The sequence below is a fragment of the Pseudomonas sp. T8 genome (assembly GCF_024610635.1).
Classification (GTDB): Bacteria; Pseudomonadota; Gammaproteobacteria; order Pseudomonadales; family Pseudomonadaceae; genus Aquipseudomonas; species Aquipseudomonas chlororaphis_I.
Window position 1 is genome coordinate 3,082,577 of the sequence record NZ_CP102374.1, and the last position, 25,692, is coordinate 3,108,268.

The following is a 25,692-nucleotide window of genomic DNA, read 5'->3' on the forward strand; positions in this document are numbered from 1 at the left end:
GTTCGCCTGTCAGTGGTGCATAAACGCAAAACGCCCCGGTCTTTCGACAGGGGCGTTGCTCTTGCGCGTGGCGTCATTGGCGCCGGTCAGCCGGCCCGGCGCATCAGCCAGAACCCGGCCAGGGCACAGAAACCGGCGGGAACCAGCACCGCGAACAGCGGCGAGAAGCCAAATACCAGGCTCGACGGGCCCAGCAGGTCCTGGGCGATGCGGAAGGTGAACCCCACCAGCACGCCGGTGAATACCCGCTGGCCGAGCGTCACGGAACGCAACGGACCGAAAATGAACGAAATCGCCATCAATACCAGGGCCGCGGTGACCAGCGGTTGCAGCACCTTGACCCAGAACGCCAGCCAGTAGCGACCGTTGTTCAGGCCCTGATCGGCCAGGTAGTGGATATAGCCCCACAGACCGCTGATCGACAGGGACTCCGGCGCCATCACCACAGTGCTCAGCAGTTGCGGGCTCAAGGCCACGTCCCAGCGTTCCTGAGGGGTATTGATGACTTCGGTATGGCCTTCACGGAAATAAGTGGTGGTGACGTCGCTCAGCTGCCAGTAGTTCTCTTCGAAGCGGGCCTGGCGGGCGAAGCTCGAGGACAACATGTGCCGTTGATCGTCGAAGTGGTAACGGGTCACGCCATACAGCAGGCCATTGGGTTGCACGGCGTTGATGTGGATGAACTCCTCGCCCTGACGGTGCCACAGGCCGCGCTTGGAACTTTGCGCGTCGCCCGAACCCTGGGCCAGCGCGCGACTGGCCTGTGCCTGGCTTTCCGTGGCGGGAGCGACGTACTCGCCGATCAGCACACCGGCCAGCATCAGGAACAGCATCGGCTTCATCACCGCCCAGACGATCCGCCCGATGGACACGCCAGCGGCGCGCATAATGGTCAGCTCGCTGTTGCTGGCCAGGCTGCCCAGGCCGATCAGGCAGCCGATCAGGGCCGCCATCGGCAGCATTTCGTAGAGCCGGCGCGGCGCCGTCATGACCACGAAACTCAGCACATCCATCACGGTGTAGTTGTCGCTGACACTACCCATTTCGTCGATGAAGGCGAACAGCGACGCCAGGCCGAGAATGATCCCCAGTACCGCCAGAATGGCCAGCAGGACACTGTTGCCGATGTAGCGATCGAGCTTAACCACGAGCCACCTCCTTCATGCTGCGGCGGCTCGCCAGTTTCAGACGCAAGGGTTCCCAGTACAGCAATCCGAGGCCAATCAATAGAAACAGTCCGTGTACCCACCACAGGCCCAGCGCCTGCGGCAGCTTGCCCTTTTCCAGCGAGCCACGGGCCGCGATCAGGATGGTCAGGTAAGCCATATAAAGAAGAATCGCCGGCAGCAGTTTGAGGAAGCGGCCCTGGCGCGGGTTGACCCGGGACAGCGGCACCGCCATCAGGGTCACGACAAACACCAGCAGCGGCAGGGAAATACGCCATTGCAGCTCGGCATGGGCGCGCAGTTCCGGGTTGCCGATCAGGTCGCGGGTCGGCATGGCGTCGCGGTCGGTGACTTCGTCGCTGACGTCCGGCTTGGCCAGCAATACGCCGTAGGTGTCGTACTTGATGACCCGGTAATCGGCCTGGCCGGGGTTACCGTCGTAGCGGTAGCCGTTTTCCAGGATCAGGTAGCGGTTGCCGTCCGGACGAATGTCCTGGTGCCCCTTCTCTGCCACCAACACCGAGATGCCCTGGTCCTTCTTGTCCTGGCTCAGGCGTTTTTCCGAGATGAACACACCGCCCAGGTTGGCGCGGTCATCGGACAAGTGTTCGGTATAGGTCACCCGGGTACCGTCGTTGAGCGCCTGGAAGCGCCCCGGCACCAGGGTGTCGAATTCGGTCATGGCGTCCTGCTTGTTCAGCAGCAGCTGGAACTGATTGGCCCCCTGCGGCGCCAGGCTCAGGCTCAGCCACGCCACCAGCAGGGCCACCAGCGCGGCCGGGATCATGGTCATGCCCAGCAGGCGCTGCTGGCTCATGCCGGTGGCCGACAGCACGGTCATTTCGCTTTCGAGGTACAGCCGGCCGTAGGCCAGGAGAATGCCGAGGAACAACCCCAGCGGCAGGATCAGTTGCAGGAAGCCTGGCAGGCGAAAGCCCATGATCAGGAACAGCGAGCCCGGGTCCAGTGCGCCCGAGGCCGCTTGCGCGAGGTATTTGACGAAACGTCCGCTCATGATGATGACCAGCAGAACGGCACTCACGGCGCTCAAGGTCAGCAACACTTCGCGGGATAGATAACGGAAGACGATCAAACCAGACACTCCAGGGTTGTCAGGCTAAGGCGGCCAAACAAGCAAACACGGCCCGTGAAGCCGAGCCGCCGAAAAAAGATGGCGCATTATCCTGTGATTGCATGCGCCTGTCACTGCGCATGCTCACGCAGGCCTCTAAAGCGGCGAAGTTCGCTCATGGGAGGGTTGTCAGCCTCGACCGCCCGGGTTCAAACTGGCGGCCCTGTCGTTGGCCGCTGCCGACGCCTCTCCTTATAAAAGCTACAGACATGACAAGCCTGGCGCACGGCATTGGCCCTGCGCTCTTTGACCATTAATTCAGGGACCCGGACATGGAACTGGTTGTAAAAAGCGTTAGCCCGGAAACGTTGAAGACCGCCACCCTGGTGGTCGCCGTCGGCGAAGGCCGCAAGCTCGGCAGCGTTGCCAAACAACTCGACGAGCTCAGCGGAGGCGCCATCGGCGCGGTACTCAAGCGCGGCGACCTGGACGGCAAGGTCGGCCAGAGCCTGCTGTTGCACGCCCTGCCGAACCTGAAGGCCGAACGTGTCCTGCTGGTCGGTACCGGCAAGGACGCCGAACTGGGCGACCGCCCGTTCCGCAAGATCGTCAGCGGCATCCTCGCTACCCTCAAGGGCCTGGGCGGCAGCGATGCCGTGCTGGCGCTGGACGAAGTGGTGGTCAAGGGCCGCGACAGCTACGGCAAGACTCGTCTGCTGGCTGAAACCCTGGTGGACGGCGAATACAGCTTCGACCAGTTCAAGAGCCAGAAAGCCGAACCGCGCGCCCTTAAGAAAATCACCCTGCTGACCATCAAGGCCGCGCTGGCCGAAGTCGAGCGCGCCGTGGTCCACGCCAAAGCGATCGCCAACGGCATGGCCTTCACCCGCAACCTGGGCAACCTGCCGCCGAACATCTGCCACCCGACCTTCCTCGGCGAACAGGCCAAGGCCCTGGGCAAGGAATTCAAGGCCCTGAAAGTCGAAGTCCTCGACGAGAAGAAGATCAAGGAACTGGGCATGGGCTCGTTCTATGCCGTGGGCCAGGGCAGCGCCCAGCCGCCACGCCTGATCGTCATGCAATACAACGGCGGCAAGAAATCCGAGAAGCCGTACACCCTGGTCGGCAAGGGCATCACCTTCGACACCGGCGGCATCAGCCTCAAGCCTGGCGCCGGCATGGATGAAATGAAGTACGACATGGGTGGTGCCGCCAGCGTGTTCGGTACCCTGCGCGCCGTGCTGGAACTCAAGCTGCCGATCAACCTGGTGTGCATCCTGGCCTGCGCCGAGAACATGCCGAGCGGCACCGCTTCGCGTCCGGGCGATATCGTCACCACCATGAGCGGCCAGACCGTGGAAATCCTCAACACCGACGCCGAAGGCCGCCTGGTGCTGTGCGATGCCCTGACCTACGCCGAGCGCTTCAAGCCACAGGCGGTGATCGACATCGCCACCCTGACCGGTGCCTGCGTGGTCGCCCTCGGCTCCCATACCTCGGGCCTCCTGGGCAACAACGACGAGTTGATCGGCCAGTTGCTGAGCGCCGGCGTCCAGGCTGACGACCGTGCCTGGCAACTGCCGCTGTTCGACGAGTACCAGGAACAGCTGGACAGCCCGTTCGCCGACATCGCCAACATCGGCGGCCCGAAAGCCGGCACCATCACCGCTGCCTGCTTCCTGTCGCGCTTCACCAAGCAGTACAACTGGGCGCACCTGGATATCGCCGGGACCGCCTGGACCAGCGGCGGCAAGGACAAGGGCGCCACTGGCCGTCCGGTTCCCCTGCTGACCCAGTACCTGCTGGACCGCGCCAAAGCCTGAAACCTATGACCTCGGGGTGCGCCGCCCACCCGCGGCGCACTCCCGGGTTCAGGAACCGCAATGACCAAAGTCGACTTCTATATCCTTCCCAGCGCGGATCCTTCGGCACGCCTGGACTTCGCCTGCAAGCTCACCGACAAGGCCTGGCGCATGGGGCACCGCATCTACCTGCATTGCAGCGACGCGGCCCAGCGCGATGAGCTCGACGCCCGGTTGTGGCGCTTCAAGGGCGAAACCTTCGTGCCCCACGGCCCCGCCGAAAGCGAGCCGGATGGCCTGATCGTTCTCGGCCTGGGCGACGACCCCGGCGAGCACCATGACCTGCTGGTCAACCTGGACCTGAAAGTCCCGGCATTTGCCCAGCGGTTTGCCCGCATCGCCGAAGTGGTGGTGGAAGACCCGACTATCCGCCAGGCCGCTCGCGAGAGTTTCCGTTTCTACCGCGAACAGGGCTATCCTCTGCAAGATCACCGTTTACAGCGACTCTGAGCCATCGATGGACACTCCCAAACCGCTGCAAAAGTCCGCGCACCTGCTGGATGACCTCGAGTCCATCCGCCAACTGCTCGGCGATGACGACCTGCAACCTCCGCTGCTGACCGAGACCGTCGACGGCGAAGTGCAGATTCCACTGCTGTTCGATATGGTCGGCGGCAAGCCTGCCGTCGAAACCCTCGAAGAGGCGCCGGCAGAGCCACAACCGGCCCCCGCTCCGGTGGTCGAACCGCCACCTGCTCCTGTAGCGGCCGCTCCAGCCCCTGCACCAGCACCGACACCAAAACCCGCTCCAGCGCCCAAGAGCCAGGATGCCCTGCTGCACCTGGACAGCGAACTGCGCGCCGCCGCGCAACTGATCATGCAAGACGTGATCGACGACTTCGCCCCGCACATCGAAACCGAAATCAAGCGCCGCCTCGACGCGCGCATGGATCGCTTGCTCGCCGCAGCGACAAGCGGCAAGCCATAAGTCGCAAGTTGCAAGTTGCAAGTTGCAAGCAAAAGCCGGGTATGGCGATCTTGTCACTTGGAACTTGCCGCTTGTGGCTTGCAGCTACCCCCCTCCGCTATACTTCCCGGCTTTTCCTGAATAAATGCCAATAGGGTCCCGCCGCGCATGGATAAGACCTACCAGCCGCACGCCATTGAAACTTCCTGGTACCAGACCTGGGAGTCAGAGAATTACTTCGCCCCGCAAGGCGCGGGCGACTCGTACACCATCATGATTCCGCCACCGAACGTCACTGGCAGCCTGCACATGGGCCATGGCTTCAACAACGCGATCATGGATGCCTTGATCCGCTTCCGCCGCATGCAGGGCCGCAACACCCTGTGGCAGCCGGGTACCGACCACGCCGGTATCGCCACCCAGATGCTGGTGGAGCGTCAGATCGAAGCCCAGGGCCAGAATCGTCACGATCTGGGCCGGGAAAAATTCCTCGAGAAAGTCTGGGAGTGGAAGGATCAGTCCGGCGGCAACATCAGCCGCCAGATCCGCCGCCTGGGCTCGTCCGTGGACTGGAGCCGCGAGCGCTTCACCATGGACGACGGTCTTTCCGAAGCCGTTAAAGAAGCCTTCGTGCGCCTGCACGAAGACGGCCTGATCTACCGCGGCAAGCGTCTGGTCAACTGGGACACCAAGCTGCACACCGCGATCTCCGACCTCGAAGTGGAAAACCATGACGAGAAAGGTTCGCTGTGGAACCTGCGCTACCCGCTGGCCGACGGCGCCAAGACCGCCGAAGGCCTGGACTACCTGATCGTCGCCACCACCCGTCCGGAAACCATGCTCGGCGACTCCGCCGTGGCCGTTAACCCGAACGACGAACGCTACAAGGCGCTGATCGGCAAGTTCGTCGAACTGCCGCTGGTGGGCCGTCGCATCCCGATCATCGGCGACGACTACTGCGACCCTGAATTCGGCACCGGCTGCGTGAAGATCACCCCGGCCCACGACTTCAACGACTACGAAGTCGGCAAGCGCCACAACCTGCCGCTGCTGAACATCTTCGACAAGAACGCCGAAGTGCTGCCGGCTGCCCAGGTGTTCAACCTGGACGGCACGCTGAACGAAAGCATCGATGGCAAGATCCCGGCCGAATTCGCCGGTCTCAACCGTTTCCAGGCGCGCAAGGAAATCGTCGCCGCGTTCGACGCCGCCGGCCTGCTGGTCAGCGTCGACGACCACGCCCTGAAAGTGCCGAAAGGCGACCGCTCCGGCACCATCATCGAGCCGTGGCTGACCGACCAGTGGTACGTCTCCACCAAGCCGCTGGCCGAGCCGGCCATTGCCGCCGTGGAAGACGGCCGCATCGCCTTCGTGCCGAAACAGTACGAAAACATGTACTTCTCCTGGATGCGCGATATCCAGGACTGGTGCATCAGCCGCCAGCTGTGGTGGGGCCACCGCATCCCGGCCTGGTACGACGAGTCGGGCAAGGTCTATGTCGGCCGCGACGAAGCCGAAGTGCGCGCCAAGCACAACCTCGGGCCTGAGGTTGCACTGCAACAGGACAACGACGTCCTCGACACCTGGTTCAGTTCGGGCCTGTGGACCTTCTCCACCCTGGGCTGGCCGGAGCAGACCGAGTTCCTCAAGACCTTCCACCCGACCGACGTGCTGGTGACCGGTTTCGACATCATTTTCTTCTGGGTCGCCCGGATGATCATGCTCACCATGCACCTGGTGAAGAACGAAGACGGCACCCCGCAGGTTCCGTTCAAGACCGTGTACGTACACGGCCTGGTTCGCGACGGCCAGGGCCAGAAGATGTCCAAGTCCAAGGGCAACGTCCTTGACCCGCTGGACATCATCGACGGTATCGAGCTCGAAGCCCTGGTGCAGAAACGCACCACCGGCATGATGCAGCCGCAACTGGCGAAGAAGATCGAGAAGCAGACCCGCCAGGAGTTCGCCGACGGCATCGCCAGCTATGGCACCGACGCCCTGCGCTTCACCTTCTGCTCGCTGGCGTCCACCGGCCGCGACATCAAGTTCGACATGGGCCGCGTCGAAGGCTATCGCAACTTCTGCAACAAGATCTGGAACGCCGCGCGCTACGTGCTGGACAAGGGCGAGGACTGCGGTCAGAACGGCGAAGCCTACGAGCTGTCGCTGGCCGATCGCTGGATCATCTCCCAGCTGCAGCGCACCGAAGCCGAAGTGACCCGCCAGCTGGACCAGTTCCGCTTCGACCTGGCGGCCCAGGCGCTGTACGAGTTCATCTGGAACCAGTACTGCGACTGGTACCTGGAATTGTCCAAGCCGGTGCTGTGGGACGAAAACGCGCCGGTCGAGCGCCAGCGCGGCACCCGTCGCACCCTGGTGCGTGTACTGGAAGTGGCGCTGCGCCTGGCCCATCCGTTCATGCCGTTCATCACCGAAGAAATCTGGCAGCGCCTGGCGCCGCTGGCCGGCATCCAGGGCAAGACCATCATGCTGCAACCCTGGCCGGTGGCCGTTGAAGCGCGCATCGACCAGGCCGCCGAAGACGACATCGAATGGCTCAAGGGCCTGATGCTCGGCACCCGTAACATCCGTGCCGAAATGAACATCGGCCCAGGCAAGCCACTGGCATTGTTCCTGAAGAACGCCAGCGCCGAAGACCAGCGCCGCCTGAGCGAAAACGAGACCCTGCTGAGGAAGCTGGCCAAACTCGAATCGATCACCGTGCTACAAGCCGGCGACGAAGCACCGCTGTCCGCCACCGCCCTGGTCGGCGAGATGGAAGTGCTGGTGCCGATGGCCGGCCTGATCGACAAGGGTGCCGAACTGGCGCGCCTGGACAAGGAAATCCAGCGCCTGCAAGGCGAAGTGCAGCGGGTCGGCGGCAAGCTGTCCAACGCCGCCTTCGTCGACAAGGCCCCGGCCGAAGTGATCGACAAGGAACGCGCCAAACTGGCCGAAGCCGAACAGGCTCTGGGCAAGCTGGCCGAGCAGCACGCACGGATCTCCAGCCTGTAACGGCGATTCGAGCGGTCATAAAAAGGGAGCCCTGCAAAGGGCTCCCTTTTTTATACCCGACCGAAAGGCTCATGCCTCTGTAGGCGCGAGGCTTACCCGCGAAGCGTTATTCCTGGCACACCGCGTTATCCTGGCGGCGCCGCTGCCGGGGCAGATATGGGACAATGCGCGCCACTTTGAGCCATACCCGAACCGATTTCGCCCATGACCGCCCCCCGCCCTCCCAAAGTTCCGCGCAAAAAGCCTCAACCTCCTGCCCCGGCCAAGGCCGTCGCGCCGCGAGAAAAGGCCAGCCTGCACCCGCGCAATCGCCATCAAGGCCGCTATGACTTTGCGCAGTTGATCAAGAGCACCCCGGAACTGGGGGCTTTCGTGATCATCAATCCCTACGGCAAGGAGAGCATCGACTTCGCCAACCCGGCGGCGGTGCGGGTGTTCAACCGGGCATTGCTCAAGGCGTTCTACGGCATCGCCCATTGGGACATCCCGGCCGACTTCCTCTGCCCTCCGGTACCCGGTCGCGCCGATTACGTGCACTTCCTCGCCGACCTGCTGGCCGCGCATAACGAAGGCGTAATTCCCCGCGGCGCGGCGGTGCGGGTGCTGGACATCGGGGTCGGCGCCAACTGCATCTACCCGCTGATCGGCCACTCCGATTACCGCTGGCAGTTCCTCGGTTCCGACATCGACACCACCGCCCTCGCCGCCGCCAAGGCAATCGTCCAGGCCAACGGCCTGAACAAGGCCATCGGCCTGCGCCAGCAAGCCAACCGCAAGCAGATCCTGCTGGGGCTGCTGGAGAGCGACGAGCGCTTCGACCTGACCCTGTGCAATCCGCCGTTCCATGCCTCCCTGGAGGAAGCCACGCGCGGCAGCCAGCGCAAATGGCGGGCCCTGGGCAAGGCCGATCCCAAGCGCAAGCTGCCGGTGCTGAACTTTGGCGGCCAGGCGGCGGAGTTGTGGTGCGAAGGTGGCGAAGCGCGCTTCGTGACCCAGCTGATCGGCGAAAGCGCCCAGGTGGCGCAACAGGTGCTGTGGTTCAGCACCCTGGTGTCGAAAGCCTCGAACCTGCCGGCGATTCAGGCCGCGCTGAAAAAGGCCGGGGCGCTGGAGAGTCAGGTGGTGGAGATGTCACAGGGGCAGAAACAGAGCCGCTTCGTCGCCTGGACCTTCAAGGACAAGGCACAGCAACAGGCCTGGCGCCAGGAGCGTTGGGTTCGGAAGGGATAGTACGAGGGGGAAAACGGCGATTTACCTTGCGTAAATCGTTGCGGCCTTAAAGCCTGAAAACCGTGCCCGGAAGTGTTCCGAGGCACGGTCTTACTGCAGTCTTACTTGTTGATCGAGTCGGTCAGGCCTTTAGCCACAACCAGCTTGATAACTTTCTTGGCAGCGATTTCGATGGCAGCGCCAGTCGATGGGTTACGGCCAGTACGGGCAGGACGCTCGGTCACTTTCAGTTTGCCGATACCTGGCAGAGTGATTTCGCCGCCATTTTCCAATTGATCAGCAACGATCTGGGCCAGTTGGTCCAGAGCGTTACGCGCGGTGGTTTTCGGCGCGTCGATAGCTTCAGCGATATCAGCGATCAGTTGGTCTTTAGTAATAGCCATTGTGGTGTTCCTTCCCTATCAAATTCATTTGGATTGCAGAGTGCAGTGTCAGCCATCGAGCCAGATCTTGTGGATCTGGCACCCCGGTCACAACCACGAAAGATCGGGGTTATAGATACCGAAATCAGGGTTTGGTTCGACCTGACAAATGCTGAATGCACGCTTAACGCCGAGACATCGCGTAAGACGGGGCAAAACTAGCACAGAGACGGGGAAATATCCGCCTCTACCTAGCCATTTGGTCAGCTTTATTGCTCTAAATCCGTAAAAAAATGCATAAGCTTGACCCAGGCCGCCCTCCACACCCTTCAAACAGCGCCAAAACCAGCGGGTGCGGTACACTGGGCACTTTTTCGGGGAGTCACGCCCTCTCCCGCCAACCAGCCGAGAAGCCCATGCCGATCCGCCATTGCATCGTCCACCTGATCGACAAAAAACCCGACGGCACACCCGCAGTTCTGCACGCCCGCGATTCCGAACTGGCTGAATCCGCGGCCATCGAGAACATGCTCGCCGATCTCAACGAAAGCTATAACGCCAAACAGGGCAAAGCCTGGGGCCTGTTCCACCCGGAGTCCGGCGCGTTTCCCTTCAGCGGCTGGCTGAAGGAATACCTCGACGGCGGCCAGGACTTCACCGCCTTCAGCCGCGTCGCGGTCGAGCACCTGCAAAAGCTGATGGAAGAATCCAACCTGTCGGTCGGCGGCCACGTGCTGTTCGCCCACTACCAGCAAGGCATGACCGACTACCTGGCCATCGCCCTGCTGCACCACAGCGAAGGCGTGGCGGTGACCGACGAGCTGGACGTGACCCCGTCTCGCCACCTGGACCTGGGCCAGTTGCACCTGGCCGCGCGGATCAACGTCTCCGAGTGGCAGAACAACAAGCAGTCGAAACAGTACATCTCGTTCATCAAGGGCAAGAACGGCAAGAAAGTCTCGGAGTACTTCCGCGACTTCATCGGCTGCCAGGAAGGCGTCGACGGCCCGGGCGAGACCCGCACCCTGCTCAAGGCGTTCAGCGACTTCGTCGAAAGCGAAGACCTGCCGGAAGAATCCGCCCGGGAAAAGACCAAGGCCCTGGTGGACTACGCCAGCAGCCAGGCCAAGCTCGGCGAACCCGTGGGCCTGGAAGAGCTCTCGGAGCTGATCGACGAGGACCGCCCCAAGGCGTTCTACGATCACATCCGCAACAAGGACTACGGCCTGTCGCCGGAGATCCCGGCGGACAAGCGCACCCTCAACCAGTTCCGCCGCTTCACCGGCCGCGCCGAAGGCTTGTCCATCAGCTTCGAGGCGCACTTGCTGGGCTCGAAGATCGAGTATGACGAAGAAGCCGGGACCCTGATCATCAAGGGCCTGCCGACCCAACTGACCGATCAGCTCAAGCGCCGCAACTGATGCTGCAGGGCGTGCTGAAGAAGTTCCTGCTGATCCTGCTGGTGGTCGTGGCGTACCAGAACTGGGGCAAGCTCGAGCGCCTGTTCAACCCCTCGCAGGCCGCCTCGGAGCAGGTCCGGACCAATGCCCGGGTGGTGCTCTACGCCACCGACTGGTGCGGCTACTGCAAGGCCACCCGGCGCTTTCTCGATCAGAAGGGCATTGCCTTTCGCGAGTTCGATATCGAGAAGGATGCCGAGGCGCGCAAGACCTATGAAGCCCTGGGTGGACGAGGAATTCCGATCCTCGATGTGAACGGCACGCTGATCCGCACCTACGACCCGGACCAGATCATGGCGGCGTTGCAGCGCTAAAACCTTCATCACGGGCCAGCTCACTTCTACAGCGAGCTGGCCCGCGATAAATTCTCAGCCTTACAGCGCCTCGATGCGGAACCCGAAATGCGGGAAGTGCACATGCACCACCCCGCCGCGCGGGTCTTCACGACGCAGGATCAACTCCTCGCGCCCGGCAAACAGCAACTCCCCCTCCACCGGATCGACGCCATAGTCGGTCGCCGCAATCCGCACCCGCTGGCCGGCGTGGAAACCGTTCGGATCGATGAAGACTTCATCCGGCAAGGCTGCCGGGGTAGCCCTGCGCGCCACTTCCAGCGCCTCCTCGGAGGTCATGGCACTCGAAGCGCCATGGCCGAAACCCAGTACCCGGGCCAGCCATGCCGCCACCGCCGGATAGGCGTCCACCAGCGGTGCGGTCACCGGCGTGCCCTTGAGGAACCACAGGGGGTGGGCCATGGCGAAGTCGGCAATCGACGGATCGCCGAACAGGAAGTCGCCCTCCTCGCGCTGCAACTGCTGTTCCAGGCGCGCCATCAGCGTCGGCCATTGATGCTTGGCCAACTCCAGCGGCACTCGGGCAGAACTACCGCCGCTGAACAGCCCGGCGCGGTCGGCCATGAAGGCCTTGACCGCTTCCGGCGGCAAATGGCCGAAACGCACGGCCGCCGACTCCGGCTGGAACACCAGGCTCACCGTATGCTGGAACACCACCGAATCGGCCCAGGCCGCGAAGGTCGCGCTGACCATTTCCCGGCCTTCAGGAAACAGTGCCGGCGAGGCCTTTTCCTGCTCCAGCCGCCGGGCGATCAGCGCCGTGTCGCAATAAATGTCGGCGCCGACCTGCAGCACCGGGGTCTTGCGGTAACCACCGGTGAGCGCGGTGAGATCGGGTTTGGGCATCACCGGTGAGATCTTCACCGAGCGCCAGGACAAGCCCTTGAAGCCGAGCAACAGCCGGGCTTTTTCCGCGAAAGGAGAAGTTGGGTAATGATGCAGAATCAACTCTGACATGCTGGGGTTCCACTGGATAAGTAGGAAGAGCCAGCTTAGCGTGCAATCTCCTGACAGCCCACCGATCTGCCTGATGGCAACGTATCAGTCCGCTTGATAAGCCACGACGGCCGAGGCCACCAGGCATTCCTTGGCGCTTTTCCGGAGTTTCTTGATCAGCCGTTCCTGGCGCAGGGCTTCGCTCTTGTCGCGGCAGGCTTCGGTGTAGACCAGCGCGACGGCGGGGCTGGAGAGGAAGAAGCGTGCGCCCTTGCCGCTCTGGTGCTTGGCGAAACGCTTGACCGGGTCGTCGCTGATGCCGCAGTACAAGGCGCCGTTGGCGGCACGCACCAGGTAGACAAACCAGGGTTTGCTCACCACGGGTACAGATTCTGCGTCGTTGGCGGGGGATTGGCTGGGGCGGGTCACGGTGATCGCGGCATGTGGATAACAAGCCGCGATCTTACCAGAGGCAACGATTCAGCGGCCGGCCTGGAAGGCTTTCAGGCCCTTGCGGGCCTGGGCGCGCACGGTGTTTTTCAGCAGCGGGGTCCAGCCGAGGATCAGGCCCTTGGTGCCCAGGGCCTGGCGGGCCCAGCGCCACATATTGAAATGATCGTGGTGCTCGCAGATCTTGCCGTCACGGAACACGAAACGCGCCTGGATATCGTTGACCACGGTATTGCCGGTCTGGCTGAACAGGTAGGTCGCCACCCAGTGGGCTTCGCCGCTGCGCTCATCGGCGCGCACCTTGTCGAAGGTCAGGGAGAAGTCCTTGGCCCGGGTGGTGAGCATGCGCCACATGTCCCCGGCATCGCGGCCGCGCAGTTCGCCGAACGCCGGATCACTGAACAGCACATCCTCGGTGTAGCAGGCGGCCATGGCCTCGGCATCCAGGCGCTGGAAGGCGCTATAGAACTCAGTGATCAAGGCGCGGTGGGCGTCACTCATGAAACAGGCTCCGACTCAGGGAAAGATGCCTGCACGATAGTCTGCAAACCCGGGAAACACTATCGGCATTCGCCGCGCAAATACCGACAGTGGGACGGATCAGATTTTTTCGCTTTCGACCTGCACGTAGAGCGCACGCCCGGCGCCCAGGCCAGCCACTATGGCCCCCAGGCCGATCACCGCGAAAATCCAGCCCAGGGCGGTCCAGCCACCGGTCCAGTCATGCACCAGGCCGACCGCGAACGGGCCCATGGAGGCCAGGGTGTAGCCGATGCCCTGGGCCATGCTCGACAGGTTGGCCGCCACATGGGCGTCCTTCGAACGCAGGACGATCAGGGTCAGCGCCAGGCTGAAGGTCCCGCCCTGCCCCACGCCCAGCAGGATCGCCCAGCCCCACAGGCCGTCGATAGGGGCATACAGGCAGCCGAACAGGCCGCCGAGGGTGAGCAGCATCACCACCACGATCGCCAGGCGCTGGTCCTTGCCCCGCGTCGCCAGCCAGGGCGCGGCCAGCGAACTGGCGAGCTGGACGATCACCGAGCCGGACAGCACCAGCCCCGCCTGGGTCGGGCTCAGGCCACGGCCGATCAGGATCGACGGCAGCCAGCCAAACACGATGTAGGCCAGCGAGGATTGCAGGCCCATGTACAGCGTCACTTGCCAGGCCAGCGGATCGCGCAGCAAACCGCGCACCCGATAGGCCACATGGTGCGCGCCTTGCCGCTTGCCGACCTGGGGCAGCCAGAACAGCGCCGCCGCCAGCGCCGGCAACGCCCAGAAACCGAGGCCCAGCGCCCAGCTGTTATCAAAGTGCTGGCTCAAGGGCACGGTCGCCCCCGCGGCCATCGCCGCGCCCAGGCACAGGGCCATGGTGTAGACCCCGGTCATGGTGCCGGCGTGTTTGGCGAAGTCGCGCTTGACGATGCCCGGCAGCAACACCCCGATCACACCGATGCTGGCGCCACCGAGGATGCTGCCGGCGAACAGCCCGACGTCCCCCAGGGAGCTGCGCAGGATAATCCCGCACGCCAGCGTCAGCAGAATGCCGAGCACCACCCGCTCGGCACCAAAGCGCCGCGCCAGCACCGGGGCCAGCGGGGCGAACAGGCCCAGGCACAGCACCGGCAAGGTAGTCAGCAGGCCGGCCTGGGCCGCCGACAGCCCGAGGCTGCGCGACACCTCGCTGAGCAGCGGCGCCATGCTCGACAGCGCCGGGCGCAGGTTCAGCGCCACCAGGATCAGCCCCAGCAGCAACAGCCACGGGCGACGCGGCGCCGGGTGGCTCTGCTGGACCTCGGCATCGTCGGCCTCGGCGTCGATCAGCAGCTCTTCGAGCTCGGCCTCGCGTCGAGGGACAGCAATAGGTGGCGGGTTATTGGCCTGGTGGCTGGACATGGTGCTCTCGGTCTCAAGGTTCATTGATCAGCTGCCGGGAAATGGCCTTGGCCCGCTCCGGGTCGCGCTGCTCGACGGCGTCCAGCAGGTCGATGTGCAGATCGAACACGGCCTGGCGCCGGGGATGGATGTTCAGGGTCTGGCGCAGTTGCGCGCCGACCACGCTGGAGAAATAGCGGTACAGCTCGCTGAGGGTGGGGTTATGCGCGGCGTCCACCAGGCGCCCGTGAAACACCAGGTCGCAGGCGATGTAGCTCTCCAGATCGCCGTGATAGTGATCGCCGCTGAGGGCCAGGGCTTCGCGCAATTCCAGCAGATCCTGGTCGGTACGTCGCAAGGCCGCCAGGCCGATGGCCTCCGTCTCGATGATCTGCCGGGTTTCGCGCGCCTGCTCCAGGGAGCACTGGGACAGGGCCTTGAGGGTATCCAGCGGATCGACCACCGCGCGCAGGTAACTGCCGTCGCCCTGGCGAATCTCCACCAGGCCGGAAAACGCCAGGACCCGCATGGCCTCGCGCACAGTGTTACGACTGATGCCCAGTTCCGCCGCCAGCTCCGGCTCGGTCGGCAGGCGCTGGCCGATGCTCCATGCACCGTCATTGATGCGCTGGCGCAGTTGTTCCAGGGCCTGATCGACCAGGGAGCGTTTAATCAAAGGAGAAATTTCTGTCATATGCAGTCGCCTTTTCATCCAATCATCGGATGAATTTTTTTGGCATATTAGTCAGCTTCGCGTGGGTGAACAACAAAGCCGATGCACGCAGGTAGCAAGCGGAAAGGAAATCCGATTGCTAAAAAACCCTTTAAGGGTAATTTCATCTCGACTCCAGGTGTCTTATGGAAAAGCACACACCTCATTACGACCTGTCGGTGATCAAGGCGGATGTCGCCCGGCTAGGGGCAGTCGCCTTTACCCGCACCGCCCTGGTCAGCGGCCGGCACCTCGGCCTGACCTGCCGGGACATGCAGCAGGTGATTGCCGGGCTGCTGGGGAAAATGCTCTACAGGTCGATGACCAGCTATCTCGATCATCGAATCTGGCAGGACGTGTATTACACCCACATCGATTCCGTGGAGCTGTACATCAAAGTCACTTACCGCCCCGGCGGCGGTCCCCCTGTGATCTCCTTCAAGGAGAAACACCCATGAAACAAAGACAATGCGTCAGCTGCGGTGCCCCGGCCGGCATGCAGCCGTTCAACAATCGCAGCGAGCTGATCGATTACAAGCACCTGCTGCGGCAGGTCGACGGCCTGGATGGCTGGGAATGCCAGGCCTGCGGCGAAATCGAATTCGACCCGGCCAGCGCCGAACGCTACGCCAGCGCCGGCGACCAGTTGCTGGAGGACGGCCGACAGTTCATGGCCAGCGAGATGAAGCGCATCCGCCGCAAGCTGCACCTTTCGCAGAAGGATGCGGTGAGGCTGCTCTCCGGCGGTGGGCATAACGCCTTCTCCCGCTACGAGCGCGGCGAGGTCGCCCCACCCCAGCCGCTGTTCATGCTGATGCGCCTGCTCGATCGTCATCCCGAACTGATGGCCGAGGTACATGCCCTCAGCGCGCAGCAGGCCCCAGCGACGACCGACGACCAGCCGCAGCAGCCGCGCCTCGCCACCTCATGAACGCCGGGCAAAAATAAACCCGGCGCCAGGCCGGGTTCATTTTCAAGGCTGTGCCTGGATCAGTGCAGGATCTGGCTCAGGAACAGCTTGGTCCGCTCGTTCTGCGGGTTGTCGAAGAAGTCGTTAGGCGCGGCCTGTTCGACGATTTCACCCTTGTCCATGAAGATCACCCGGTTGGCCACGGTACGGGCGAAGCCCATTTCGTGGGTCACGCAGAGCATGGTCATGCCGTCTTCGGCCAGGCCGATCATGGTGTCCAGCACCTCTTTCACCATCTCCGGGTCGAGGGCCGACGTCGGTTCGTCGAACAGCATGATCTTCGGCTTCATGCACAGCGCCCGGGCAATCGCCACACGCTGCTGCTGACCGCCGGAGAGCTGGCCCGGGTATTTGTTCGCCTGCTCCGGAATGCGCACGCGCTCCAGGTAATGCATGGCGATTTCCTCGGCCTTGCGCTTGGGCATCTTGCGTACCCACATCGGCGCCAGGGTGCAGTTCTGCAGGATGGTCAGGTGCGGGAACAGGTTGAAGTGCTGGAACACCATGCCGACTTCCCGGCGGATCGCTTCGATCTGCTTGAGGTCGTTGGTCAGCTCCACGCCATCGACCACGATGCGGCCCTGCTGGTGTTCTTCCAGGCGGTTCAGGCAGCGGATGGTGGTGGACTTGCCCGAGCCCGAAGGCCCGCACAGGACGATGCGCTCGCCCTGCTTGACGTTGAGGTTGATGTCCTTGAGCACGTGGAACTGGCCGTACCACTTGTTCACGCCCTGCATCTGAATAATGCCTTCAGGGCCCACAGGCTTTTTGATCGCTTCACTCATGGAGATACTCCTAACGCTTGTGGCCTGTGTCCAACTTACGCTCCAGATGCATGGAGTAGCGGGACATACCAAAACAGAAAATCCAGAACACCAGGGCCGCGAAGACATAGCCTTCGGTGGCCATACCCAGCCATTTCGGGTCGGCGGCGGCTTGTTTCACGCTGTTGAGCAGGTCGAACAGGCCGATGATGATCACCAGGCTAGTGTCCTTGAACAGGGCGATGAAGGTGTTGACGATGCCGGGGATCACCAGCTTCAGGGCTTGCGGCAGGATCACCAGGCCCATGCTGCGCCAGTAGCCCAGGCCCATGGCCGCAGCCGCTTCGTACTGCCCCTTGGGAATCGCCTGCAGCCCGCCGCGCACCACTTCGGCGATGTAGGCCGACTGGAACAGGATCACCCCGATCAGCGCCCGCAGCAGCTTGTCGAAGTTCATGCCTTCGGGCAGGAACAACGGCAGCATCACCGAGGACATGAACAGCACGGTGATCAGCGGCACGCCGCGCCAGAACTCGATGAAGGTCACGCAGACCACACGAATCGCCGGCATGTTCGAGCGTCGTCCCAATGCCAGCACAATGCCCAGCGGCAAGGCGCCGACGATGCCGACAGTGGCGATCACCAGAGTCAGCATCAGGCCGCCCCATTGACTGGTCGCCACGTTGCTCAGGCCGAGATAGCCACCGTGCAGCAGGCTGTAGGCAATGATCGGGTACAGCACCAGGAAGCTCAGGCCATAAATGGCCTTGTGCGGAACCCGGGCGATGAACAAGGGCGCCACGCCGATCACCGCCAGCCACACGGTCAGGTCCACGCGCCAGCGCAGGTCCACCGGGTAGTAGCCGTACATGAACTGGCCGAAGCGCTGCTGGATGAACACCCAGCAGGCGCCTGACTGGGTGCAGTCGGCGCGGGTGGTGCCCACCCAGTTGGCGTCGAAGATCGCCCAGCTGAGGATCGGCGGCACCACCAGGTAGATCAGGTAGAAGGCAAACAGGGTCAGCAGGGTGTTGATCCAGCTGGAGAACATGTGTGCCCGCATCCACGCCACGATCCCGATGCTGCTGCTCGGAGGTGGCATGTCGGGTTTGAAAGTATGAGTGCTCATGCGCGTTTCCTCACCGCTCGATCAGCGCAATGCGCTTGTTGTACCAGTTCATCAGAAGGGAAATGCTGATGCTGATCGCCAGGTACACGCTCATGGTGATGGCAATGACTTCGATGGCCTGGCCGGTCTGGTTGAGCACGGTACCGGCGAACAGCGAAACCATTTCCGGGTAACCGATACCGGCCGCCAGGGACGAGTTCTTCGCCAGGTTCAGGTATTGGCTGGTCAGCGGCGGAATGATCACCCGCAGGGCCTGCGGGATGATCACCTTGCGCAGGGTCGGACCGTTGCGCAGGCCGAGGGAACGGGCCGCCTCGGTCTGGCCATGGCTCACCGACTTGATCCCCGAACGCACGATCTCGGCGATGAACGCCGCGGTGTAGACGGTCAGGGCCAGGGTCAGGGCCAGCAGTTCCGGGATCAGCACCCAGCCACCGACGAAGTTGAAGCCCTTGAGCTCCGGCATTTCCCAATGCACCGGCGCGCCGAAAATCAGCGTGCACAGCGCCGGGATCACCAGGAACAGCGCCAGGCCGACCCAGAACTTGTGGAACGGCACGCCGGTGTCTTCGAAGCGCTTGTTGGCCCAGCGGCACATCAGCACGATGGCGACAATCGCCACCACGATGCTGATCACGAACGCCCAGAAGCCGTCGGCCACCAGGGCCGCCGGCATGTTCAGGCCGCGACTGCTGACAAAGAAGGTGTCACCGAAGTTGTGGCTGTTGCGCGGCCCCGGCATGGTCAGGAACACCGCGAAATACCAGAACAGGATTTGCAGCAGCGGCGGAATGTTGCGGAACACTTCCACATACACGGTCGCCAGTTTGCTGATGATCCAGTTCTGCGACAGGCGCGCCACACCGATGATGAAACCGAGGATGGTCGCCAGGATCACGCCGATGAAGGTGACCAGCAGGGTGTTGAGCAGGCCGATCACGAACACCCGGGCATAGCTGTCCGCTTCGGTGTAGGAGATCAGGTGCTGAGCGATGCCGAAGCCGGCGCTGCGCTCGAGGAAGTCGAAACCGGAAGTGATCCCCCGGTGCGCGAGGTTGGTTTGAGTGTTGTTGAACAGGAACCAGCCCAGCGAGATCACCGCGACAATCGTGACGATCTGGAATAACCACGCACGCACTCGTGGATCGCTGAGACTGAGCCTCTGCTTTGGTGCGCCGATTGAATTTTGCATGAAGTGCCCCAGGAATAATGGAACAGAACATCACCCGGTGGTTGGCCCACCGGGTGATAGAACCATCAGCGCACAGGTGGTGCGTATTGAATGCCGCCGTTGTTCCACAGCGCGTTCAGGCCGCGGTCGATGGCCAGTGGAGTGCTCTTGCCGAGGTTCTTCTCGAACACTTCACCGTAGTTGCCGACTTGCTTGACGATCTGTACTACCCAGTCCTTGCGCAGCTTCAGGTCCTTGCCGTATTCACCGTCGGCGCCCAGCAGGCGAGCGACGTCCGGGTTCTTGGTGGACTTGGCTTCGGCCTCGACATTCTTCGAGGTGATGCCGGCCTCTTCGGCATTGAGCATGGCGAACAGGGTCCACTTGACGATGCTGAACCACTCTTCGTCGCCTTTACGCACCACCGGGCCCAGCGGCTCCTTGGAGATGGTTTCCGGCAGCACGACGTAGTCGGTCGGGGTCGCCAGCTTGCTGCGCTGTGCGTAGAGCTGGGACTTGTCGGAGGTCAGCACGTCGCAGCGGCCGGACTCCAGCGACTTGGCGCTTTCATCGGAGGTGTCGAAGGTGATCGGGGTGTATTTCAGGCCGTTGCCACGGAAGTAGTCGGACACGTTCAGCTCGGTGGTGGTACCGGCCTGGATGCAGATGGTCGCGCCGTCCAGTTCCTTGGCGCTCTTCACGCCCAGCTTGTTGTTCACCAGGAAACCGATGCCGTCGTAGTAGGTCACGCCGGCGAACACCAGGCCCATGCCCGAATCGCGGGAACTGGTCCAGGTGGTGTTGCGCGACAGTACGTCGATCTCGCCCGATTGCAGCGCGGTGAAACGCTCCTTGGCATTCAACTGGCTGAATTTCACTTTGGTCGCATCGCCGAATACCGCGGCGGCTACGGCGCGGCAGACGTCGGCGTCGATGCCGAGGATCTTGCCGGTGGCGTCCGGTACCGAGAAGCCCGGCAGACCGTCGCTCACACCGCACTGCACGAAGCCTTTCTTCTGCACGGCATCCAGGGTCGCACCCGCCTGTGCGAAGCCGCTCATGCCCAGTACCGCGGCGGCCGTGACCACAGCCAGGGTGGATTTCAACATCTTCATTCAAACCTCCAGTTTTGCTCTTGTTGTGTCGGAGCTTGAGTCCTGCCGCACCCTTATGAGGCGCTGTTGACCCTTGTTGGCTTTTTATGGGGTCAAGCGGCGTAGGACTTTAGCTATGAGTCTAGTAGGAGAAAATCCATTTAAGAGAAAACCCATACTCACCAAGCGACCGAACGGGCTGTAGCCCTTGCATGTTCGCGAAGCCCGTAGCGGCCATTGGCGAACGTCCATCATCGGATCTTTGCTATCCCACACCCGCCAGTAGCCTGATAGTGTTACCGGCAGGGTGAACGCAATCACTTCACGCAACGGCTATAGCAAAGCCCGTACCAGAGTGCCGGCTAAAGCGGTTCCGGCAGGGGTCAAGAGCAAAACTTGCAGCCTTGCGACATCTTCTTCACTGATCAACCGACCGCGCACCTCGATCACGCACCGCTTGGGCGCGTGCGCACATATTTGGAGCAACCATGACCGAGCCCTTGATTCTTCAGCCCAGCAAGCCCGTCGATGCCTGTGTGATCTGGCTTCATGGCCTGGGCGCCGACCGCTACGACTTCCTGCCGGTGGCCGAAGCGCTGCAGGAAAGCCTGCTGACCACCCGCTTCGTCTTGCCCCAGGCACCGACCCGCGCCGTGACCATCAATGGCGGTTATGCCATGCCCAGCTGGTACGACATCCTGGCCATGAGCCCGGCGCGGGCGATCAACCGCGAACAGCTGGAGGAGTCGGCAAAACGCCTGAGCGACCTGATCGAAGAACAGCGCGCCAGCGGAATAGACCCTTCGCGGATTTTCCTCGCCGGTTTTTCCCAGGGTGGCGCGGTCGTCCTGCACACCGCCTTCCTTAAATGGCAGGGTCCGCTGGGTGGCGTGCTTGCCCTCTCCACCTATGCCCCGACCTTCAGCGACGAACTCGAACTGTCGGCCAGCCAGCAACGGATTCCGACCCTGTGCCTGCACGGCCAGTACGACGAGGTGGTGCAGAACGCCATGGGCCGTACCGCCTACGAGTACCTGAAACACCATGGTGTCACCGTGACCTGGCAGGAATACCCAATGGGGCACGAAGTGTTACCCGAAGAAATTCGCGATATCGGCGCCTGGCTCGGCGAGCGTTTGCGCTGAATCGATAAGTTAGGTAGCCCGTTGAGCAATCCACTACGCCGCGCCCGATTCTTGCATTACACTGCCCGGCGTACATTCCTTAACCAATTGATGAGATGACCGTGCTCAAAGCACTCAAGAAAATCTTCGGTAAAAGCGAGGCTGAGCAGCTCGCGCCAGGCTCCAGCCCATCTTCCTCCAGCCCCAGCAGCCGCACCGACGGCCATCAGCCGGAACGGACCGCGCCTGCCCCCGTGGCCAAGCCAGAGCCGGTGACCGCAGCCGCCCCGACGGCCCAGACCGCGCGCAGCGACAAGCCAAAGGCCGAGCAGCCGCGCCGCCCACGCGCCCCGAAGCCACCGGTGAGCACCTGGAAACTGGAAGACTTCGTCGTCGAACCGCAGGAAGGCAAGACCCGCTTCCACGACTTCAAACTCGCGCCGGAACTGATGCACGCGATCCACGACCTGGGTTTCCCCTACTGCACGCCGATCCAGGCGCAGGTCCTGGGGTTCACCCTGGCCGGCAAAGACGCCATCGGCCGCGCCCAGACCGGTACCGGCAAGACCGCCGCGTTCCTGATCTCGATCATCACCCAGCTGCTGCAGACCCCGCCGCCGAAAGAACGCTACATGGGCGAGCCAAGGGCGCTGATCATCGCGCCGACCCGCGAGCTGGTGGTGCAGATCGCCAAGGATGCGGCCAGCCTGACCAAATACACCGGCCTCAACGTGATGACCTTTGTCGGCGGCATGGACTTCGACAAACAGCTCAAGCACCTCGAAGCCCGCCATTGCGACATCCTGGTCGCCACCCCGGGCCGCCTGCTGGACTTCAACCAGCGCGGCGACGTGCACCTGGACATGGTCGAAGTGATGGTGCTGGACGAAGCCGACCGCATGCTCGACATGGGCTTCATCCCCCAGGTACGCCAGATCATTCGCCAGACCCCGCCGAAAAGCGAACGCCAGACCCTGCTGTTCTCCGCCACCTTCACCGACGATGTGATGAATCTGGCCAAGCAGTGGACCACCGACCCGGCGATCGTCGAGATCGAAGCCGAGAACGTGGCCAACGCCAACGTCGAACAGCACATCTACGCGGTGGCCGGCGCCGACAAATACAAGCTGCTGTACAACCTGGTCAACGACAACGGCTGGGAACGGGTCATGGTCTTCGCCAACCGCAAGGATGAAGTGCGGCGCATCGAAGAACGCCTGGTACGCGACGGCGTGAACGCCGCCCAGCTGTCCGGCGACGTGCCGCAGCACAAGCGCATCAAGACCCTGGAAGGCTTCCGCGAAGGCAAGATCCGCGTGCTGGTGGCCACCGATGTCGCCGGTCGCGGCATCCACATCGACGGCATCAGCCACGTGATCAACTTCACCCTGCCGGAAGTGCCGGACGACTACGTGCACCGTATCGGCCGTACCGGCCGGGCTGGCGCCGACGGCGTGTCCATCAGCTTCGCCGGCGAGGACGACTCCTATCAGCTGCCGTCGATCGAGGCGCTGCTGGGCCGCAAGATCAGCTGCGAAATGCCGCCGACCGAGCTGCTGCGCCCCGTGGAGCGCAAACGCCCAAAAGCCTGAGCAGCATCGTTGTAGGAGCGAAGCTTGCTCGCGATGAACGATAACGCGCAGTGTCAGCAATGACGCCTCGCGGGTAAGCCTCGCTCCTACAGATACAAGCCTGCCCGCAAAAAAACGCAGCCCGACCACAGGCTGCGTTTTTTTTCGCCTGGATATTGCCCGACAAAACTAAAAGTCCATAATGGACAAATTAGTTTATTTCTTGGGAGCACCCGCATGTCCAGCACGCCTTGCGTGATTACCCAGCCTCAAGCCCGCCAGTTGCTGGCGCAGGTCGACGTCCCGCAGATCCTGCGCAAGCTGTTCCACGACCTGGCCGCCGGGCTTGCCGTGCAGCCGGCGCAGCAACTGGTGGAGTTTCCCCAGGGCGCCGGGGACTTCATCAACTACCTGGGCGTGCTGGCCGAAGAGCGGGTCTACGGGGTCAAGACCTCGCCCTATATAGTCCGCGCCGAAGGTCCGCTGGTCACCGCCTGGACCCTGCTGATGTCAATGGACAGCGGCCAGCCGCTGCTGCTCTGCGACGCTGGCGAACTGACCACCGCGCGTACCGCGGCCACCACCGCCGTGGCCGTCGATGCCCTGGCAACAACCGATGCCCGGCACCTGGCGATCATCGGCAGCGGCCCCGTGGCCCAGGCGCACCTGCATTACGTGAAAGCCCTGCGCGAGTGGCAATCCATCCGCCTGTACTCCCCTGGCCTGGCCGGCAAATCCGCCGAGGACATCACGCGCCTGAAGGCCCTCGACCCACGCCTGCAGATCGTCAGCCAGCTCGATGACGCCTTGCAGGACGCCGACGTGATCATGCTCTGCACCTCCTCCGCCAGCCCGGTGATCGACCCGCGAACCTTGCACAAGCCGGCGCTGATCACCTCCATCAGCACCAACGCGCCACGGGCCCATGAAGTACCGCCCGCCGCGCTGAAGGACATGCAGGTGTATTGCGACTATCGTCAGACCACCCCCGGCTCGGCCGGCGAGATGCTGATCGCCGGCGAACGGCACGGCTGGGACAAGGCCGAGATTCTCGGCGACCTGCCCGAACTGCTCAGCGACTTGGCCCAACGACCGGAGCCGGGGCGCCACGTGTTCTTCCGCTCCATCGGCCTGGGCCTGGAAGACATTGCCCTGGCCAGTGCGCTGTACCGCTTGCAACGCACTCACTAAATACCAATGGCATATCTGTAGGAGCGAAGCTTGCTCGCGATTGACGGCCCCGAGCGAACCACCGTGACAGGCTCAAGATCGATCGCGGGCAAGCCTCGCTCCTACAGACGCGCGTTATCCATTTTTACGGAGGCTCGAATGACCCAGGCAGACTTCATCATCATTGGCGGCGGCATCGCCGGGGCATCCACCGGCTACTGGCTGTCACGCCATGGCCGGGTGCTGGTGCTGGAACGCGAATCGCACCCGGCCTACCACTCCACCGGGCGCTCCGCGGCGCTCTATACCGCGGCCTACGGCACGCCCCAGGTGCGCGCGCTGACCCTGGCCAGCCGGGATTTTTTCGATGCCCCGCCGCCAGGTTTCTGCGAACACCCGCTGCTGAGCCCGCGCGGCGAAATGACCGTGGACTTCACCGGCGACCCCACCGAGCTGAACAACCAGTACCTGAGCGCCAAGGCCACGGTGCCGGAGATGCAGCTGCTGAGCGCCGACGAAGCCTGCGCGCGCCTGCCGATCCTGCGCCGCGAGAAGGTCCACGGCGCGCTCTACGACCCGAGCGCCAGCGACATCGACACCGACGCCCTGCACCAGGGTTACCTGCGCGGCATCCGACGCAACCAGGGCGAGGTGCGCACCGACTGTGAAGTGCTGGGGCTGAGCCGCGACCAACAGGGCCAGTGGCAGGTCCAGACCGCCGGCCAGACCTTCAGCGCGCCCATCCTGATCAACGCCGCCGGTGCCTGGGCCGACCAGGTCGGCGTCATGGCCGGCGCCCGGCCCCTGGGCCTGCAGCCGAAACGCCGCGCGGCCTTTATCTTCGCCGGGCCCGAAGGTGTCGATATCCATCACTGGCCGATGCTGGTGAGCCTCGACGAATCCTTCTATATGAAGCCCGACGCCGGCATGTTCCTCGGCTCGCCGGCCAACGCCGACCCGGTGGAACCCCACGATGTGCAGCCGGAAGAGCTGGACATCGCCATGGGCATCTACCAGATCGAAGAAGCCACCACCCTGACCATTCGCCGCCCGACCCGCACCTGGGCCGGCCTGCGCAGCTTCGTCAGCGATGGCGACCTGCTGGCCGGCTTCGACACCCAGGTCCCGGGCCTGTTCTGGGTCGCCGCGCAAGGCGGCTACGGTATCCAGACCTCGCCGGCCATGGGCCAGGCCAGCGCCGCCCTGGTGCGTGGCGAAGCCTTGCCCGAGCAACTGGCGCGCTTTGGCCTGGACGCCGCCATGCTCTCCCCTGCCCGCCTTGGCTGACCCGCTCAGGTG

General features: G+C 63.2%; 25 protein-coding genes. 13 read left to right on the top strand and 12 right to left on the bottom strand.

What is annotated here, in order from left to right; translation table 11 throughout:
- Positions 1 to 86 precede the first annotated feature (86 nt).
- Positions 87 to 1,148, bottom strand: a complete 1,062-nt coding sequence (lptG, locus tag NRG23_RS13835; protein ID WP_016702720.1) for an LPS export ABC transporter permease LptG — start codon at positions 1,146 to 1,148, stop codon at positions 87 to 89.
- The gene (gene lptF / locus NRG23_RS13840; protein WP_009047122.1) at positions 1,141 to 2,259 is read right to left on the bottom strand and encodes an LPS export ABC transporter permease LptF; all 1,119 of its coding nucleotides are present in this window, start codon (positions 2,257 to 2,259) and stop codon (positions 1,141 to 1,143) included. The genes lptG and lptF overlap by 8 nt, the downstream gene beginning before the upstream one ends.
- A gap of 311 nt (positions 2,260 to 2,570) precedes the next feature.
- Here lptF and NRG23_RS13845 point away from each other — a divergent pair, with 311 nt between their 5' ends.
- The 5 genes from NRG23_RS13845 to rlmF all read left to right on the top strand — a co-directional run bounded on the left by NRG23_RS13845 (position 2,571) and on the right by rlmF (position 9,252).
- Complete coding sequence (locus NRG23_RS13845; protein WP_041985812.1) at positions 2,571 to 4,061, top strand: leucyl aminopeptidase; 1,491 nt, start codon at positions 2,571 to 2,573, stop codon at positions 4,059 to 4,061.
- Between the two features lie 60 nt (positions 4,062 to 4,121).
- Complete coding sequence (locus tag NRG23_RS13850) at positions 4,122 to 4,550, top strand: DNA polymerase III subunit chi (RefSeq protein ID WP_007932146.1); 429 nt, start codon at positions 4,122 to 4,124, stop codon at positions 4,548 to 4,550.
- 7 nt (positions 4,551 to 4,557) lie between these two features.
- Positions 4,558 to 5,028: a hypothetical protein gene (locus tag NRG23_RS13855; RefSeq protein WP_038630662.1), complete on the top strand. Its 471-nt coding sequence runs from the start codon at positions 4,558 to 4,560 to the stop codon at positions 5,026 to 5,028.
- Positions 5,029 to 5,175: 147 nt separating this feature from the next.
- Complete coding sequence (locus NRG23_RS13860; RefSeq protein WP_009047118.1) at positions 5,176 to 8,022, top strand: valine--tRNA ligase; 2,847 nt, start codon at positions 5,176 to 5,178, stop codon at positions 8,020 to 8,022.
- A 204-nt stretch (positions 8,023 to 8,226) separates the two neighbouring features.
- Complete coding sequence (gene rlmF, locus NRG23_RS13865; RefSeq protein ID WP_009047117.1) at positions 8,227 to 9,252, top strand: 23S rRNA (adenine(1618)-N(6))-methyltransferase RlmF; 1,026 nt, start codon at positions 8,227 to 8,229, stop codon at positions 9,250 to 9,252.
- 101 nt (positions 9,253 to 9,353) lie between these two features.
- Here rlmF and NRG23_RS13870 read toward each other — a convergent pair whose 3' ends face one another.
- Positions 9,354 to 9,635, bottom strand: a complete 282-nt coding sequence (locus NRG23_RS13870; protein WP_007932138.1) for an HU family DNA-binding protein — start codon at positions 9,633 to 9,635, stop codon at positions 9,354 to 9,356.
- Positions 9,636 to 10,030: 395 nt separating this feature from the next.
- On the opposite strand from NRG23_RS13870, the gene yejK reads away from it, so the two are divergent.
- Entirely contained in the window at positions 10,031 to 11,035 is a 1,005-nt protein-coding gene (yejK, locus tag NRG23_RS13875; protein WP_007932136.1) for a nucleoid-associated protein YejK, read from the top strand.
- Complete coding sequence (locus NRG23_RS13880) at positions 11,035 to 11,388, top strand: glutaredoxin domain-containing protein (protein WP_257374815.1); 354 nt, start codon at positions 11,035 to 11,037, stop codon at positions 11,386 to 11,388. The genes yejK and NRG23_RS13880 overlap by 1 nt, the downstream gene beginning before the upstream one ends.
- A 60-nt stretch (positions 11,389 to 11,448) precedes the next feature.
- Here NRG23_RS13880 and NRG23_RS13885 read toward each other — a convergent pair whose 3' ends face one another.
- From NRG23_RS13885 to NRG23_RS13905, 5 genes are all read right to left on the bottom strand, one after another.
- Entirely contained in the window at positions 11,449 to 12,384 is a 936-nt protein-coding gene (locus NRG23_RS13885) for a glutathione S-transferase family protein (RefSeq protein ID WP_257374817.1), read from the bottom strand.
- 84 nt (positions 12,385 to 12,468) lie between these two features.
- On the bottom strand, positions 12,469 to 12,792 hold the full coding sequence (locus tag NRG23_RS13890; protein ID WP_053268259.1) for a GIY-YIG nuclease family protein: 324 nt from the start codon (positions 12,790 to 12,792) through the stop codon (positions 12,469 to 12,471).
- Positions 12,793 to 12,843: 51 nt separating this feature from the next.
- Positions 12,844 to 13,314 carry a nuclear transport factor 2 family protein gene (locus NRG23_RS13895; protein WP_216311306.1) on the bottom strand — a complete coding sequence of 157 codons (471 nt, stop codon included), beginning with the start codon at positions 13,312 to 13,314 and terminating at the stop codon, positions 12,844 to 12,846.
- Between the two features lie 99 nt (positions 13,315 to 13,413).
- Positions 13,414 to 14,733: a CynX/NimT family MFS transporter gene (locus NRG23_RS13900; protein ID WP_028681716.1), complete on the bottom strand. Its 1,320-nt coding sequence runs from the start codon at positions 14,731 to 14,733 to the stop codon at positions 13,414 to 13,416.
- Positions 14,723 to 15,382 (bottom strand): FadR/GntR family transcriptional regulator, encoded by a 660-nt coding sequence (locus tag NRG23_RS13905; protein ID WP_009047110.1) that lies wholly within the window; start codon positions 15,380 to 15,382, stop codon positions 14,723 to 14,725. The genes NRG23_RS13900 and NRG23_RS13905 overlap by 11 nt, the downstream gene beginning before the upstream one ends.
- A gap of 164 nt (positions 15,383 to 15,546) precedes the next feature.
- On the opposite strand from NRG23_RS13905, the gene NRG23_RS13910 reads away from it, so the two are divergent.
- Together NRG23_RS13910 and NRG23_RS13915 are read left to right on the top strand one after the other, a co-directional pair.
- Positions 15,547 to 15,858, top strand: a complete 312-nt coding sequence (locus NRG23_RS13910; protein ID WP_257374820.1) for a type II toxin-antitoxin system MqsR family toxin — start codon at positions 15,547 to 15,549, stop codon at positions 15,856 to 15,858.
- A complete protein-coding gene (locus NRG23_RS13915) occupies positions 15,855 to 16,331 on the top strand; it encodes a type II toxin-antitoxin system MqsA family antitoxin (RefSeq protein ID WP_009047108.1) in 477 nt (158 codons plus the stop codon). Before NRG23_RS13910 ends, NRG23_RS13915 begins: the two co-directional genes overlap by 4 nt.
- Positions 16,332 to 16,390: 59 nt before the next feature.
- On the opposite strand, the gene NRG23_RS13920 is transcribed toward NRG23_RS13915, so the two are convergent.
- The 4 genes from NRG23_RS13920 to NRG23_RS13935 form a co-directional block, all read right to left on the bottom strand.
- The gene (locus tag NRG23_RS13920; protein ID WP_009047107.1) at positions 16,391 to 17,155 is read right to left on the bottom strand and encodes an amino acid ABC transporter ATP-binding protein; all 765 of its coding nucleotides are present in this window, start codon (positions 17,153 to 17,155) and stop codon (positions 16,391 to 16,393) included.
- Positions 17,156 to 17,165: 10 nt separating this feature from the next.
- Complete coding sequence (locus tag NRG23_RS13925; RefSeq protein WP_009047106.1) at positions 17,166 to 18,263, bottom strand: amino acid ABC transporter permease; 1,098 nt, start codon at positions 18,261 to 18,263, stop codon at positions 17,166 to 17,168.
- A gap of 10 nt (positions 18,264 to 18,273) precedes the next feature.
- On the bottom strand, positions 18,274 to 19,455 hold the full coding sequence (locus tag NRG23_RS13930) for an amino acid ABC transporter permease (protein WP_038630656.1): 1,182 nt from the start codon (positions 19,453 to 19,455) through the stop codon (positions 18,274 to 18,276).
- Between the two features lie 65 nt (positions 19,456 to 19,520).
- Positions 19,521 to 20,549: an amino acid ABC transporter substrate-binding protein gene (locus tag NRG23_RS13935; protein ID WP_025806519.1), complete on the bottom strand. Its 1,029-nt coding sequence runs from the start codon at positions 20,547 to 20,549 to the stop codon at positions 19,521 to 19,523.
- 467 nt (positions 20,550 to 21,016) lie between these two features.
- Here NRG23_RS13935 and NRG23_RS13940 point away from each other — a divergent pair, with 467 nt between their 5' ends.
- The 4 genes from NRG23_RS13940 to NRG23_RS13955 all read left to right on the top strand — a co-directional run bounded on the left by NRG23_RS13940 (position 21,017) and on the right by NRG23_RS13955 (position 25,680).
- Positions 21,017 to 21,673, top strand: coding sequence for an alpha/beta hydrolase (locus tag NRG23_RS13940; RefSeq protein WP_009047103.1), 657 nt, complete (start codon positions 21,017 to 21,019; stop codon positions 21,671 to 21,673).
- Between the two features lie 95 nt (positions 21,674 to 21,768).
- Entirely contained in the window at positions 21,769 to 23,244 is a 1,476-nt protein-coding gene (gene rhlB, locus NRG23_RS13945) for an ATP-dependent RNA helicase RhlB (protein WP_009047102.1), read from the top strand.
- A gap of 216 nt (positions 23,245 to 23,460) precedes the next feature.
- Positions 23,461 to 24,414, top strand: a complete 954-nt coding sequence (locus NRG23_RS13950; RefSeq protein WP_257374822.1) for an ornithine cyclodeaminase family protein — start codon at positions 23,461 to 23,463, stop codon at positions 24,412 to 24,414.
- A gap of 138 nt (positions 24,415 to 24,552) precedes the next feature.
- A complete protein-coding gene (locus NRG23_RS13955; protein WP_053268254.1) occupies positions 24,553 to 25,680 on the top strand; it encodes an FAD-binding oxidoreductase in 1,128 nt (375 codons plus the stop codon).
- Positions 25,681 to 25,692: the final 12 nt, after the last annotated feature.